The organism is Leifsonia sp. Root4, from assembly GCF_001425085.1.
In the GTDB taxonomy this organism is placed as follows: domain Bacteria; phylum Actinomycetota; class Actinomycetes; order Actinomycetales; family Microbacteriaceae; genus Microterricola.
Window position 1 is genome coordinate 725,853 of record NZ_LMDN01000002.1, and the last position, 15,015, is coordinate 740,867.

Consider the following 15,015-nt stretch of genomic DNA (forward strand, 5'->3'; position numbering starts at 1 on the left):
GTGCTTGTGCTCGCATCGACGTTTCCCGCGAGCGCTGACGACCCCGTTCCTGCGTTCGTTCGTGATCAAGTCGTAGCACTCGCTCTGCAGCATCCCGAACTTGACTTCGATGTGCTTGCGCCTCACGACCAACGATCACAAACGGCCAGCCTTTCGATCAAGCCTCACTACAGCGAGCACCGGTTCCACTATTTCTGGCCCCGGCGCGCAGAGCGCTTGACCGGTCGAGGCATCATGCCCGCCCTCCGGAAGAACCCGTTTCTGTACGGGGTCATTCCGTTTCTCTTTTTTGGCGAGTTCATCGCGACGCTTCGCCTGGTTCGTCGCATCCGTCCCACAATGATCTATGCCCACTGGTTCACGCCGCAGGCGATTGTGGCGTCGTGGGTGTCTCGGCTGACCGGCGTTCCTTTCGTATTCACGACCCATGCATCTGATGTGGATGTGTGGCGCCGCATTCCGTTGTTCGGCCCGCGGATCGTACGCGGCGTGAGTGCACAGGCCCGCGCGATCACAGCGGTCAGCAGTCGGTCGCGGTCGAAATTGACGAGCTTTCTGGCAGCGGATGACGCCCAGGCCACGGTGGACGTGATCCCGATGGGTGTGGACATTCCTGCTGTCTCACCTGACCACACCGTGCGCACCCAGATTCGCACCCGTCTCGGCTTGGACGGCAAAGTCGTCTATCTTTTCATCGGCCGTCTGGTTGAGAAGAAGGGGATTCATTTCTTACTCGAAGCCCTCAAGCTCGCTGACACCGCCCTCACCGACTGGACGCTCGTTGTCGCCGGCGACGGCCCTCTCCGCAGCGAAGTACAGGCTGCCGTTGCTGCGCTCGGGCTGAGCGACCGCGTGATGTTCCCGGGCTATGTGACCGGCGAGACCAAGGACGAGTACTTGCGTTCCGCCGATGTCCTGGTCGTCCCTTCCATCATCGCCACCGATGGCGACGCCGAAGGATTGCCGGTCGCGCTTCTCGAAGGCCTTGCCTACGGACTGCTCTGCGTCGCTACCGACGAGAGTGGTGCCGACGACATCCTGACCGACGGAGTCGACGGCTACCTCTGCCCGCAGAAAGACGCCGTGGCGCTTGCCGCCAAACTACGCACAGTCGATGCACTCGGCCCGGATGCACGTGCTGAGGTCTCTGCCCGGGCCTCGCGCCTTGCCCATAACTACAGCTGGGACGTGATTGTCGAACGTCACTACGACACTCTGATCGCGCCACTTCTTTCGGGAGGCACCAGAGCATGAAGAAGCGCCCCACGCTCGCACAGCTGATACAGCTGCTGTTCGGCCTCGCCGTCGTCTTGTTCATCTCGATCTATCTTGCGAAGATCGAGTGGTCACAGCTCGAGAGTCTGCAGCTCGCCTGGCTGCCGTTCACCGCGGCAGTGCTGATTGCGCTCGGTTATCGCTACTGGGGTGCCCTAATATGGTTGTTCATTCTTGAGCGACTGGGGGCGGACTCCATCCGTCGCAACTTCGTCGAGCTGAGTCAGATCTATGCGAAAGCCTGGCTGGGTCGCTATCTCCTGGGCGCCGGAACCTGGATCCTCGGCAAGATGTACTTCGCGTCGAAACACGGAATCGGCAAGGGAAAGCTTGCGGTCAGTGGCGTGCTCGAGGCCGTCTTGCAGCTCATTGCCACCCTCATCGTGGGTCTCGGGCTCCTGCTGCTCGACCCACGTCTCAGCGCTGGCGGCAGCGCGATCGGCACCATTTCTGCCATCGCTCTCGCGGTGTGTGTGGTGGCCCTAGTGCCGCCGGTGTTCCGATTCGGAATCAGACTTCTTTACCGCATCCTTCGTCGAAAAATCGATCCCCGAGACCTGCCCGGGTGGGAGGCAATCGTCTTCGGCGGCCTTCTCTACATCGCCGGGACATTGATCACCGGAGTGTCGTACTTTCTCGTCGCCCAGGCGGTCTACGCCCCCCTGGGCTGGGGCGATCTGCTCTTCGTGGTCGGCGCCTGCAGCATCGCGTCGGCAGTCAGCTTGCTCGCCGTTTTCGCGCCCGGTGGCATCGGTGTGCGCGAGGGCGTGCAAGTTCTTTTCTTCTCAGCCATCATGCCCGTCGAGATTGCAGTCATCCTGTCGGTTCTCACTCGGTTGTGGAGCCTTCTCGTCGACGGGCTCTTTTACCTGATCGCCTCCGCGATTCGTCAGCGTCAGATCTCCACGCGCAAGCGTTCGCTCTCCCTCCCACGCACAAGAATGGACCCGCAAAGTAATGAGTGACTTGGGTGAGCGAGCAAAGGCGCTACTACTCTCACCTCGGCTTCAGGCTGGGATTCTGTGGGCGACGTATGTCGTCGGGGTCGTGTTTCTCTTTGTGTGCGCCTACGCGTTCCGCTTCTCCCTCAACAACATCGACGGGATCTCGTACATCTCGATTGCCGAACAATACGCGGCAGGCCAATTCGACATTGCGGTGAACGCTTACTGGTCGCCGATGATCAGCTGGCTCCTCGCTCCGCTTCTCGCGAGTGGCCTGAACGGCCCTCAATCATTCATGCTCATCAACGCGCTGTCCGCATCGATCGGAGTCGGCGTCGGAAGTTGGTACCTCTGGAAACGAACCAACCGACACTTCTGGGCGACATTTCTGTTTCTCGCGACCTCAGTGGTCTTCTTCAGCGGTAGCTCGTTCATACTCACTCCCGACTCCCTGGTGGCGGTCTGGGTGATCGTGTTCCTTGTCACACTCAGCTGGCTCGATGACATCCTCGATTCACCAGAAGTTTCAACCCGACGCCTCTGGGCCTGTGGCGCGGTTCTGGGAATCGTCGGCGCCCTCGGATATTTCATCAAGCTGTTTATCGTGCCGCTCCTTGTTGCCACGCTGATCGTTTGGTTCGTGATCAGGCTGGTCACTGCACGAAAGGGAACCTTCTGGGACCGTGCCCGCTCAACAACGCTGGTTCTCGTCTCATCTGTCGTGATCGCCGCGGTCGTCTGCGCCCCGTGGGTACTTGCGTTGAGCCTGAAATACGATGAACCCACGATCGGCACTTCGTTCTCAGTGAACATCAATAAGAAGTTTGATCCGAATGCCAATTCAGACCAGGTCACGCCTTTGGAACTTGAAGCGCCACCCAACGAGCATGCTGTTTCCTCGGGGGAAGACCGGTTGCCGCCGGCAGGCAAATCGAGTGGGGCTACGATTTCAACTGAGTCCGCCGACCCAGGGAGTGCCGACAAGGCCGATTCCGAAATCAGTGTGCTGTCCCGGGCGAAGTACTACGTCAAAGAACGACTTGCTGCATTCCCTCATTACGTGACGAAGATCGGCACAATCGCACCGTTCGCATTTGCCACGCTCATCGTCTTTGCGCTTCTCCTGCTTTTCGGATTCATCAACTACCGCAAGAACCGCTACGCGAGCTTGGCTGCGCTGATCGGCGGGGTCTACTTCGTCGGCTACGCGGCGATCACGAGCGCCTCCAGCGGCGGAGGCAATACTCGCTATTATTGGCCTGTCTTCCTCCTCACGGTGATGATGGTCTCGCTCTCAGTCCCTCGGATGTGGGCATCGCTTGTGTCGCGCCGCGCCGGGGCCGCAAAACTCACCGCTTTTGTTCTAATCATCGCGTTGCTCCCAGCAGCCGCATTCTGGCAACACGGACTGGGTCGGTCTGCACCGTTTGCAGTCTCGGCGGGCTCAGTCGGGGTCAAATCTCTGCTCCGAGATGGCGGCGTGCCACCCATTGAGCAGACGTTTGCCGAGGCGAAACTCTCCACGCACATACCCCCGGGAAGCAAGATTGTCGGCAGCAACTACCGAACCTCACTGAAGTTTGCCTATTTTCTGGATGCTCAGATCTACGGCAATGCGGGGGACAATTTTGACATTTCCGATCGGGCCGTGCACGAACTCTTGAGCGCGAACAACATTGACTTCTATCTAGATTTCACCCCGTTGGCATCAAACTCACCGGACTTCGGCCAGTTGGGTTCCGTCATCGCAAGGTATGTCGCAAAACTTCCTTGTGCCGATGTCAAGGGCGCGCCACCCCGCCAGTGCGTCATCACCGTTGTCGAGGTCGGCAACTGATTCGTAGCCGTTCAAGCGAGGCTACGGCGGTAGAACGCAGCGCCTAACGCTTTCGAAGTCGTGCGGGCACCAATCGGAGCGCGGCATCTCTCGCATGCGCGAAGTCGCTCTTGCGAAAACGAACGAACTCACGGGCCGGCACGTCGAAGTATAAGTGAAGCATGAGAATGTTCGTGTACCCGGCCACGATGTTGCCGATGATCGTGGCTACCGCGGCACCGTAGGCACCCCAGAGTGGAACAAGTACGAACAACAATGCAATGTTGATGGCTGCAGCGATGAGCATCGAGATGCTTCGCAGGATCGGCTTGCCGCGCGCATTCAGGCCAGCGCCGGCGATAGAACCCGGGTTTCCCACCACGATCGCAAACAGCAGGAGCAACGTGATCGGCACTGCTTCGGCAAAGTCGGTGCCGAAGAGCCACGGCAAAGCAACCGTGCTGACGGCGCCAACGCCAAGCGCGCACCCCGCCGTCACAATCGTCGAGATCCGCGAGGCCCTGGTCAGTCGCTCGGGCTGACTGTCGACGGATTCTGCCGCGAATACGACCTCTCGGACTGACCTGTTGAAGACTAAAATGATCTCCGCGACTGTCACAGCAACCGCATAGATTCCGAGCGTGCGGGCATCGGAGAGCGGCAGGATCAACAACTGATCCACGCGAGAGAGCAGAACGCCGGCGACGCTGCCGATCCAGAGACCGAGGCCGAACCGTAAGAGGCGCGGCTGGCCCGTCAGTGCGTTGCCCGGATGCCTCGTACCAAGAAGTTTAACGTAGACGATTCCGCCCACAACCGAGCTGCCAGCGATCACGATGGTTCCGCTTAATGGGGTTATAGCCCCAAAAGCCCAGAGCGCGAGAATCGTCGCCAGCCGAAGCGCCGCAGTCACCAGTCGCTCGGACGCGATGAGGCGCCATTCTTGGAGCCCAGCAGCGTACCCACGGATGCCGCCAACTAGCAACGCTGGAACGATAGCAAGTGCAGCCAAGGAAATCAGCTGGCGAAGCTCGTTGTTTCCTGCGCTCAGCAGATTGGCTGCGGCAATGACCGCGACCGTGGCTGTCAGTCCAGAGACCAAGAGAATCGCCAACCCGCGAAGGAGAATCGTGCGACCTCTTCCGATGCCCCGGGCGATGTGGTAAGTGATTGCTTCGGGCGCCCCCATGGTCACGGCACCGATAGCAAGCAGGAATGGTGCTGTGGCCGCAGCCAGTTCACCGCGCCCAGCAACACCCAAACTCTGAGCGAAAATCGGGGCGGTAACGAGTCCGACTACGACTGGCGCCAGATTTCCTAGGGTAGAGGTGGCGACGAATCGGCCGAGACCACTGGGCTCTTTCGTTGTCATCGCGCAATCGTCGCCAGGTCATAAATCTCTTCGAGACTGGCAGTCTGCTTGAGCACATCAAAGTCGGTGCGAACGCGGGCCTCGCCGCGGCGCCCCAGCTCCGATGCGAGACTCGGGTTGGAAAGAAGCCTTACGAGATTGTTGGCCAAACCGCGCGCATCGCCCTCTGCACTCAACAGACCGGTGACACCATCTAGAACCGCTTCTGGCACGCCACCATGTTGGCTCGACACCACCGGGAGACCGGCCGCAGCTGCCTCCAGGAAGACCATGCCGAAGCCCTCGGCATCGCCCGAGGGAGCAGTCCGCGATGGCCCGGCGAAGACACGCGAGTTCCGCAGTGTCTCAAGAACTTTCTCGGGGGGCTGACTGCCGAAGAAGGTCGCATCGATCTGTAGCAGCGAAGCGCGCTGCTCAAGAAACGAACGCAGCGCTCCGTTGCCGATGATGGCGATTCTCGGCGTCTTTGGCAGCTCTGCCTGGGCAAGCGCTACGGCATCCAGCAGCACTCCAACGCCCTTCTTCTCAACGAGACGACCCACGAAGACAACATCCCATTCCGGCTCGGCACGTGGGCGAGCATCGGGAGCACTCACCGGGATACCGATGTGATGCACGACGACCTTTGCTGGGTCCGCGCCCAGATTGTGGATGACAGCATCACGAATGAACTCCGACACCGCAATGATCGTACTTGCGTATCGAAAAGCTTGGGCAAGACGGCGGCGATAGCGCCAACCGTTGAATCCCGTGAGCAGCCCCGACGTTGTGACGTCATAGCCGTGAACCGTCACAATCAGCGGAAGCCGAAGTCGGCGCGCAGTCGGCGTGATCGTCACCGCATCCGGTCCGAAATGTGCATGGATCAGTGACGCATCCACCTCTCGAATGGCGCGGTTCAGCCGCGCGCTTCGGCGAGTAAGCCTAAACATCTTTCGCCACGCACGTTCCGCGCGACCTGCCCCGTAAATCACGGTATCCTCAGCGCGGAGCAATGGTGATTGGACGCGTTTGGCCCCGACGAGCTGCGGCGTCCATTGCCTCATCGAGTCGATCTGGTTGCGGATGAACGTCTCCGAACCCGGAAGCACCGAATTCCGCCAGACGATGACACGTCGCGAACGAATGCGTTCAGCCAATTGAATTCTCCTGGACCGTTCCAGCGCTGCGACTTGATTCAGGCCGCAGCGACGAGCGTTGCTCCTGCCCCGGCAGCGCCTCCAAACTCGCAGCAAGCACCGCAAGGCAGAACCACACAAGCAGGGACGCGGCCGACTGGTTCGCGGTCGAACTGAAAGTCTGGGTGAACGCGAAAGCGCCGATCGCGGCGATGAACGCTGGCGCAACGGCCCACCGCCGACGGACCCACTGTGGGAACGAGGCGCGGGGTTGTGGCAGAAGGCGATTCCACTTCAGCGAGAACCCAAGCGCCAACATCAGCTGCATGCCAAACCACAAAACAGCCCATGCGAGCCCGATGTCCACCGTCATCATCAGGAAGGGGTTCTCTAGGCTGGACTTCAGCGCAGCCTCCTCGGTGAGATCCGTGCTTGATCCGAATCCTGCCCCAGTGAAGAGGTACTCCTGCCACACGCTTGCAAAGTGCGCGAGCGCGTCCACACGCCGATCGGTGGAACCGAGGTCCTCCTGAAACCGGCCGATCAATGACTGCCCGGGCGGGCTCACTGCGAACAAGACTGCGGTAACTACCGCGACTGCTGCGGCCCAGCGGCGATACCGAGCAAGGTGCTCATCCCTGAACAAGAAGATAACGATTGCAAGGACCGCAATGAGCAGGATCATCCGCGACTGTGTTAGTAACACTCCACCCATGAGGACGGCCGTTGCTGCCCAGCGAAACCAAACTGAGGTGAGGTACTGCGCGAAACAGATCGAAATGAACAGGAAGAGGGCCAGCACCAGTGAGTGGTCAAGCGTGCCGACAGCCCGGTTCTCAGCAATCATTGTGTCGAACCAGGCGTATTCTGCGAAGCTGCTCGCGAAGAAGATCGAGCCTTGGGTCGCGATCTGGGCGGCGCCGAGAGCTACCTGTGCGCATCCCAGCGCCACGACCACCGCGGCAATCGGCCTGATCGCCACAGCGTTTCCTCGAAGCATCACCTGCACAATCGCAAATACCAGGACAGGCACGACGAGCTGGTTCACGACGTAGGCCTTGCCATGGTCGCCTTGTGCCGACATCGTCGTGGCCAGCCCCACCCCGGCCACCAGCGCGCCGCCCACATACAACGGCCAGCGCTGAAGCAACTCTGTCTTCACGGACTCGAATCGGAAAACCCCCAGCATCACCGCAACCGCGCCGACTGCGAAGGCGACCGGGTGAATCGAGGAGTCCTCATTTAGCACTCTCGCGATGTACGGCAGGCACACTGCCAAGCAAATGAGCAGCGCCAGCACGAACTCGGGCCGGGCGAGAACGCCCAAGCGAGGAATCAGTCGATCGCGTTTCTGAGCTTCCCGACTAGCATTACTCGGCCCCACTCGCGATCCCCCCCGCCAAATCAGAATTCACTCGACGCCAGCGCAATCCGACCGGGTAGCCGAGCATCTTCGCGAGATCTCCCGCTACGACAATCACGGGCACCAACGCAAGCTCAGCAACCATGCTTGCCATCGACCCGCTCCTGCTTCGCACGACGCGGCGCCAGAATTTCTGCATGTAGGCGACTGCTCCAGCAACCAGCGCGAAGCCGAGCCACGGCTGCGAAAGCATTCCAATCGCGAGCAGCACCCCGATGACATAAGCGGTGTACCTGATTACATGGCGCTTCCGCCACAGCCCTGCTTTGCCGTCACCTCGCGCATACCGGTAATACTGCTTTATGTAACTCATCAGGTTCGGACGTGCGGACCAGGTCACCAGCGCATCGCCGGCAAAGCTGAACACGAGCCCGAGGTCCTTCATCTTCATGTCGAAGACGAGATCCTCGCAATAGTCGAGCCATTCGGGGTAACCGCCGGCGAGCTCCCAAGCAGCCTTCGTGATTCCCAGGGATCTACTGGACGGTAAGAATGTCGCCGGATCAATCTCGGATACCGTCGGTGTGATCGTGTGGGCAATCGCTCGTTCGATGAAACTCTCACCGGTTGCGGTGAAGAAGCCGCAGACGACATCGGGAGATTCCGGCCGATCGAACGCTTCGAGCATCAGCGCGACCCAGTCGGGGCTGAGAGTTGTGCCGGCGTCCGTCACCAGAACCCGCTCGGATGTGGCGTGGCGGATCGCCTCGTTCCGTCCCTCGGAGATGTTCGCGCCTGGCCTCACTAGCGTGCGGATTTGACAGCCTGCCGGCGCATTCCACGCCGCGAGCTGTTCGACCGTATTGTCAGTGGAGCCGCCATCGACGACGACGATCTCCCGAGGGACAACAGTCTGAGCGCCCAAAGTCTCGAGGAACCCACCGATCGAGCTGCCCTCGTTCAAAACGGTGAGGATGAGTGTTGCCTCCGCGGGCACCATCAAACCGTCACTCCGAAAACTGCAGAATCGATTACTTTGTGCGCCCGGGCAGCGATGGCTCGGTTGAACAAGAATTCCGGGTACCGGACATAAAACTTGGACAGCGATGCAAGCTCGCGCTTCCAAGGCGTCGCGTTTGCCGTCGTCGTCTCACGGGCCCAGCCGTGTGTCCACTGAATCTTCGGAATGACCATTACAGGCACGCCCTTCTTCCATGCGCGAAGACAGAAGTCCTTGTCTTCGTAATACAGAAAGAAGTGGTCATCCCAGGCGCCAAAGCTCTCAATGACGTCGCGTTCCCCGAAGATCGAGGCCCCCATCAGCCAACAGACGTTTGTTGGGGCAGTTTCACCGAAGAGCAGGTATCGCCCGGTCAGCTTCTCGGCCTTCCCGAGGCGATTGCGGATCTTGTCGAACAGGAGCGGGTAGCCGCGACCATTCGGCTGCAGCGTCCGGTCTGCGTTCAGAAGCTGCGGAGAGACGATCGCTTGCTCGTCGGCGGCGATCATGCTGAGCGTGAGCAGGTCGTCATAGTCGACGAGTACATCGGGATTGACGAATCCAACGAAACGCCCTCGCGAAGCCGCCAGCCCGGCGTTGTTCGACGCAGAGAATCCAACGTTGCTCGATTGCTCGATGACGACGGTGGCCCCCAATGAACGCGCCACATCGGCGCTGCCATCGGAAGACGCATTGTCTACGACGATCCACTCAACACCCGCAGGAGGCCGACCGGCGCTCCCCCAGAATTCAATCAGCGTGGCGCTGCTGTTGTAGGTCACGGTGATCAGCGAGCACCAAACCTCGCTGGCCTGCATTAGTGGAATCGCCCCCGGAATTTCACTCAAGTATCTTTACCATCTCAGTCATTGCGCACGCATTTGACGTTGCGGCATCGAAGTTGGGCCATAGACCGACCAAGATTACTATACGCGCGAACCAAGAATGCGACTTTGCCTCCGCTGCACGGTTCGACGCTCGTCAATGCGCTCCCCCGACAAGGGGGCAGGCCGTTGATAGGGTCAATCTAGGGCCGAACTACCAGAAAAAGCCCGCAATCCCCTCGACCTCCCTGAATGAAGGTTCCGCAATGCAGCAGTCGTCAGCCACCGTCCCGACGAACGAGGCTCGACGCTAATGGGTCGACTCCGCCGATCTGCCGCACTGATCGCAATTGCGGCCGCGACGGCCATTACTGCCGGGTGCACAACCGCTCCAACTCCGCCCCCAGCCCCAGCGCGTTACGACCCCGTACCTGCCTTCGCACCGTCACAACAGGCAACCTCGCCGCTCAGCCCGCCAACAGGCATCGCCCAGTCCAGCTTGAGCGCGAGCATTGGCGCCAAGTCGACACCAATCGACGAGTCCCGGTTCCTCAATGCATCCCAGGGCGGCTACGCCACGATGAAGAATCTGCACTGGCTCCCCGCTCGGGCAGCGCAGATGTCAAGCATGGGCCTGCAAGAGATTCGTATCGATCACGTTTTTGACGATTCCACATTCAATACCGTCCGCAGAGGCCCGGACGGGAACGTCAGCTACGACTTCTCGGCCTTGGACGCGTTGCTTATCCCGCTGGCGGACAACGGGCTGACGCCATTCATCAGCCTCTCGTACATGCCGTCCGCCCTGGGAGGCGAACTCTATGGGCCGCCTGACTCGATGGCTGCTTGGGGTGATGCGGTCAGCGCGCTTGTTCACCACTATGCCGAGCTCGGCTACACGGGCTGGGGCTATGAAGTGTGGAACGAACTCGACACCGACCACTGGACCGGGACGATCGGCCAGTACAACGAGCTCTATGCAGCGAGCGCAGCGGCCGTGCGGAGTGCGGACCCCACTGCACTGATCGGCGGCGGCGCGGCATCCGGAATCGACTCCGCAGGCAACTGGTCGGGACAGTTCATTGATTTCCTCGCAGCCAACCCGGAGGTGCCCGCAGACTTCTTCAGCGTGCACAGCTACCGTTCTGACGAGTGGCGGGAAGGACCCATCTCACGTGCCCTCCTCGACGCTGCCGGTCGCCCCGAACTGCCGATCTACCTCACCGAATGGAACAACGCTTCCATCATGAAGCAGGGCGTCGGCAACGGCTCGGACAGCAACAACAGCCCATCGGGCCCCGCGTACCTCGCAAAGAGGCTGTTTCGCTCGTTCGAGTCCCCGGTCGAGAAGTTCTACTACTTCACGCCCGTCGAGGGCCTCAGGTATAACCTGCCGTACAACGGAGATCTGGGTCTCATCACGGCCGACGGGCACCGCAAGGCCGGTGGCAATGTTTTTGAAATGTACTCCAGTCTCGAGTCGGCGCTTGTGCCCAGCACCGTCGAAGGCGCCAACGCTGAGTCTCACGACACATTCGGATTTGTGACAAAGGACGCCGCTGGCACCGCAGTAACCGCGATGCTGTGGAATAACACGGATCAGGATTCCGTGATGACGGTGGACCTCACCGGGCTGCCCTTCGGCGAGAGCAAGATCCGCGTCACGCAGAAAAGCGTGAACGCGACCCAGGGCAATGGGTTCGCAGACGGATCCACGAATGTAATGCCCAATTACCCGAGCGCCAACGAGAACGCCCCCGTCGTGAGTGACCGCTCGGTGAAGGCGTCGAAGAGTTTCACGGAAGACATCTACCTGCCTGCGAAGAGCGTCGTGAGCCTCGATCTCACCGCCACAAAGAAGAAGCTTGGCCAGATCGCTCGGTCGGCAGAGCCCTCGAAGCAGAACCTCGCTGCCGCAGCCGCAGGCGCCGTCGCCACGCCGAGCAGTTCGGTAGAAGACGAAACTCTCGGTTGGGGCCAATCGCGGCTGAACGACGGGCGACGGCACAGCCATGAGCTTGGCTTTGGCCCGCTCCGCGGCTGGAGCTCCGTCGCACACGGCGAAGCCATGGCCACCGAGTCGGTGCAGCTTGACCTCGGTGCCGCAAAGTCGCTCGATACCGTTGTGCTGTGGCCTCGAGACTCGCAGACGCACGACGGCGCAGGGTTCCCCGAGGACTTCACCATTCAGGGCTCAATCGATGGAGCCGTGTGGGAGCCGCTCTACTCGGCAGCTGGCTACGTGACGGCCAACAACCCCGTCGGCCCGCAGACGTTCGAGTTTGCCGCAGGCGAGTACCGCTTCATTAAGGTCGAAGCGACGGCTCTCAGCGACGGAGATCGCTCCGGAACGCCGAGCTATAGCTTCCAGCTTCAGGAGATCGAGGCATATCGCAATGGCATCGCCAATGGCGGCTTCGAGTCGGGCACCCTCGACGGCTGGAAGACCAAGGGAGCGGTTGAGGTACAGTCCGGCTCGACCCGTGATGGCACACTGGCCGCGCAGCTGAGCGGCAAGAAGGCGAAGATCTCCACCCTGGTCACCGGATTGCTGCCGAACACCACCTACACTTTCGGCGCGCACGCCCGTTTGGAGACGGGTGCGGACATCGCAACGCTCGCCGTCAGCGAGTACGGAGGCAAGACCGTCTCCGGTCGCCTCACCGCACCGCAATGGGGCACGAGCTGGGTCACCTTCACGACCGGGCCGGAGAACACCAGCGCTCTCCTCGAGCTGTCGAAGAAGGGCGATGGAAGCGTGTGGGCCGATGACTTCATCGTGAACCAAGGCGAGACAGTGGCGCCATCGACGGCCAGCCCCGCACCTGAGGGGAAATAGAGCCGCGAAGCGAGTGCATTTCGCGCGATTCGCACTGAGCTAAGATCCCAAAGTGGTGGAGAAACGTCTAGACATTCAAGGAATCCGTGCCCTCGCAGTCGGGTTAGTGGTTCTTTACCACCTCTGGCCCGAGCGGATCACTGGCGGGTATGTCGGGGTCGACGTCTTCTTCGTCATCTCTGGTTTCCTGATCACGTCGCACCTCCTGAAGGAGGTAGAGCGAACGGGGTCCATTTCCCTGACGACGTTTTGGGCCCGACGCGTTCGCAGACTCCTCCCTGCCGCGTTTGCAGTACTCGCGACGTCGCTGCTCGCCGCACTCATTTTCTTGCCAAAGTCGCTTCTTCAGCAGACGCTCGTTGAGATTGGTGCTAGCGCACTCTACGTTCAGAATTGGCTGCTGGCCAGCAACTCGATCGACTACCTCGGTGCCGACAACATCCCGTCGCTGGTCCAGCATTTCTGGTCGCTGTCGATTGAAGAGCAGTTCTATGTGGCATGGCCACTCGTTTTGTTGGGGGCGCTTTGGCTGGCGTTCAGGGCCAAGTCGAAGTTGTCTCGACGCCAAGTTGTTGGCGCAACGCTCTCGCTCGTCTTCCTCGCTTCGTTGGCATACTCGGTCTACGAGACATCCGTAAGCCAATCAAGCGCCTACTTCGTGACGCCCACAAGGGCTTGGGAATTCGCAGCCGGCGGCCTGATCGGCCTGCTCCCTCCAATTCTCAATCGAGTAAGCGGACGGGTCCAAGCTGCGCGACTCGCAATGAGCTGGCTCGGTTTGGCGATGATCGTCGGCTCTGCATTGCTGTTCACCGCGGCCTCACCATTTCCCGGATGGATCGCACTGATCCCCGTGATTGGAACGGCCGCGCTCATATACGCCGGCGACAGTAAGTCTGTCTGGTCACCACAGTTCGTATTTGCGTTCAAGCCCGCCCAATTGTTGGGGGACATTTCCTACGCTGTGTATCTGTGGCACTGGCCACTCATCGTGATCCTCCCGTTCGTCACCGGGCACCACCTCACGATGACGAACAAGCTCCTCATCCTCGTTGCCACCTTGTTGCTCGCGCTTGCCACGCGACGATTCATCGAGGAGCCTGTGCGGCTGAGTACGGGTCGTATTCGCCTCCGATTGCCTGCTTTCGCGTTCATGACCGCCGGGATCGTTCTTATCGTGGGTGGCGCCGGACTCAGCTCGGCCCAGCTTCAGCGACAAAACCAGGCCTTCGAAGAGCAGGTTGCCATGTCGATCGAATCTGGCGTTGGATGCTTCGGAGCGTCGGCAATGATTGCTTCAAACGATTGCGACGAGCCATTCGCTATTACGGATACGATCAACGCTGAGTTCGCAGCAGCCGACATCAATTGGAAGCGTGGCGTTATGGCGGACCCCGGTTGCGTGCCCCGTCAGGATTCACAGATCAAGGATTGTGAGTTCGGCGACCTCGATAACCCGAGTCACACGGTTGCGCTCATCGGAGACTCGCACGCGCACTCATTGATCGATCCGCTCTCCGCCTACGGGGAATCTCAAGGATGGAAAGTCTTAATGTTTGCGATACCCGGTTGCTCTGCACTGGAAAATGATGCGCCAGCAGCGGCACTGCCAGAACCGTTGACCCCGGAGATGGCAAAGATCTACGACGACTGCCTGTCTTGGGGAAGCGAGGTATTGGCGGAGGTTAAGTCCGACGCTGGCATTGACACCGTCATATTTGCCAACCGCACGAGTCTCTACCAAATCCCGCCCGCGCAAGCTGCGAGCATCTGGCAAGACATCGCGTCGACAGGGAAGAGTGTGCTCGCAGTGCGCGATGTACCTGGAATGAAAGACGACAGGAAGGCTCCGCAGTGTGTCGAAGCGAACATGTCGACGTACGACCCGTGTGTCTGGAAGCCCACACCTGCAGCTGACTTCATGGTTGAGGCCACATCGATGTCAACCGCATCGCTCATCGATCTCCACCCATACCTCTGCGATGAAACCGGCTGCCATTCGGTGATCGGCGGCACAATCGTTTACTCTGACAGCAATCACATGAGCTATACGTTTTCTCAGACGCTGGCGCCTTTTCTAGGGGCTGCAATTTCAGCGGCAATTGATCTGCCTCCCGTCAGTGCGACATCGACCGAAGCACTTACCGACTAAGTCCTGTTGACGCCAACTGAAAATAGGGCCAGGCACGCCAGCCACCAACCAGTATGGAAGGTGATCAAATTGGATGATTGGGCAAAAATTCGCCACCTGTGTTCGACGCAGCAGCACTCGAAGCGAGAGATCGCACAGCGCGTTGGAGCGTCACGGGGGACGGTCGATCGGCCTGTGGCCGCGGACCGCACGCCGGGAAGCCGAAGCGTCGCGTAGGGCCCCAGAATTAGTCACAACCTGAAGGATGGCCGAATCACTACGCTGCCGACCCTCTAGTCTCACCCGCGACGGACATGACCATCCTGACGTTTC

At 60.2% G+C, this 15,015-nt stretch carries 10 protein-coding genes; 5 read left to right on the forward strand and 5 right to left on the reverse strand.

Annotation, left to right across the window (positions count from 1 at the left end; translation table 11 throughout):
• Positions 1-6: 6 nt before the first annotated feature.
• From ASC66_RS09430 to ASC66_RS09440, 3 genes are read left to right on the forward strand one after another with little or no spacing between them, the layout of a single operon-like run.
• Positions 7-1,254, forward strand: a complete 1,248-nt coding sequence (locus ASC66_RS09430; protein ID WP_055838104.1) for a glycosyltransferase — start codon at positions 7-9, stop codon at positions 1,252-1,254.
• A complete protein-coding gene (locus ASC66_RS09435) occupies positions 1,251-2,240 on the forward strand; it encodes a lysylphosphatidylglycerol synthase domain-containing protein (RefSeq protein WP_055838107.1) in 990 nt (329 codons plus the stop codon). The genes ASC66_RS09430 and ASC66_RS09435 overlap by 4 nt, the downstream gene beginning before the upstream one ends.
• The gene (locus tag ASC66_RS09440; protein WP_157509726.1) at positions 2,233-4,056 is read left to right on the forward strand and encodes a hypothetical protein; all 1,824 of its coding nucleotides are present in this window, start codon (positions 2,233-2,235) and stop codon (positions 4,054-4,056) included. The genes ASC66_RS09435 and ASC66_RS09440 overlap by 8 nt, the downstream gene beginning before the upstream one ends.
• Positions 4,057-4,099: 43 nt before the next feature.
• On the opposite strand, the gene ASC66_RS17845 is transcribed toward ASC66_RS09440, so the two are convergent.
• The 5 genes from ASC66_RS17845 to ASC66_RS09465 are packed head-to-tail and all read right to left on the reverse strand — an operon-like array spanning position 4,100 to position 9,736.
• The gene (locus tag ASC66_RS17845) at positions 4,100-5,407 is read right to left on the reverse strand and encodes an oligosaccharide flippase family protein (RefSeq protein ID WP_082492199.1); all 1,308 of its coding nucleotides are present in this window, start codon (positions 5,405-5,407) and stop codon (positions 4,100-4,102) included.
• Positions 5,404-6,546, reverse strand: coding sequence for a glycosyltransferase (locus tag ASC66_RS09450; RefSeq protein WP_055838115.1), 1,143 nt, complete (start codon positions 6,544-6,546; stop codon positions 5,404-5,406). The genes ASC66_RS17845 and ASC66_RS09450 overlap by 4 nt, the downstream gene beginning before the upstream one ends.
• The gene (locus tag ASC66_RS09455; protein ID WP_055838118.1) at positions 6,539-7,852 is read right to left on the reverse strand and encodes an O-antigen ligase family protein; all 1,314 of its coding nucleotides are present in this window, start codon (positions 7,850-7,852) and stop codon (positions 6,539-6,541) included. Before ASC66_RS09455 ends, ASC66_RS09450 begins: the two co-directional genes overlap by 8 nt.
• Before the next feature lie 43 nt (positions 7,853-7,895).
• Complete coding sequence (locus ASC66_RS09460) at positions 7,896-8,888, reverse strand: glycosyltransferase (protein ID WP_055838121.1); 993 nt, start codon at positions 8,886-8,888, stop codon at positions 7,896-7,898.
• Positions 8,888-9,736, reverse strand: coding sequence for a glycosyltransferase (locus tag ASC66_RS09465; protein ID WP_157509727.1), 849 nt, complete (start codon positions 9,734-9,736; stop codon positions 8,888-8,890). The genes ASC66_RS09460 and ASC66_RS09465 overlap by 1 nt, the downstream gene beginning before the upstream one ends.
• A 604-nt stretch (positions 9,737-10,340) precedes the next feature.
• Here ASC66_RS09465 and ASC66_RS09470 point away from each other — a divergent pair.
• Together ASC66_RS09470 and ASC66_RS09475 are read left to right on the forward strand one after the other, a co-directional pair.
• Positions 10,341-12,551, forward strand: coding sequence for a GH39 family glycosyl hydrolase (locus ASC66_RS09470; protein WP_235496834.1), 2,211 nt, complete (start codon positions 10,341-10,343; stop codon positions 12,549-12,551).
• A 52-nt stretch (positions 12,552-12,603) separates the two neighbouring features.
• A complete protein-coding gene (locus ASC66_RS09475; RefSeq protein WP_082492201.1) occupies positions 12,604-14,703 on the forward strand; it encodes an acyltransferase family protein in 2,100 nt (699 codons plus the stop codon).
• Positions 14,704-15,015: the final 312 nt, after the last annotated feature.

What these genes read in the sequence shown, in the direction of transcription:
- ASC66_RS09435 (WP_055838107.1), top strand. Translation starts at nt 1,251, where the DNA reads ATGAAGAAGCGCCCCACGCTCGCACAGCTGATACAGCTGCTGTTCGGC.
- ASC66_RS09440 (WP_157509726.1), top strand. Translation starts at nt 2,233, where the DNA reads ATGAGTGACTTGGGTGAGCGAGCAAAGGCGCTACTACTCTCACCTCGG.
- ASC66_RS17845 (WP_082492199.1), bottom strand. Translation starts at nt 5,407, where the DNA reads ATGACAACGAAAGAGCCCAGTGGTCTCGGCCGATTCGTCGCCACCTCT.
- ASC66_RS09460 (WP_055838121.1), bottom strand. Translation starts at nt 8,888, where the DNA reads ATGGTGCCCGCGGAGGCAACACTCATCCTCACCGTTTTGAACGAGGGC.
- ASC66_RS09470 (WP_235496834.1), top strand. Translation starts at nt 10,341, where the DNA reads ATGGGCCTGCAAGAGATTCGTATCGATCACGTTTTTGACGATTCCACA.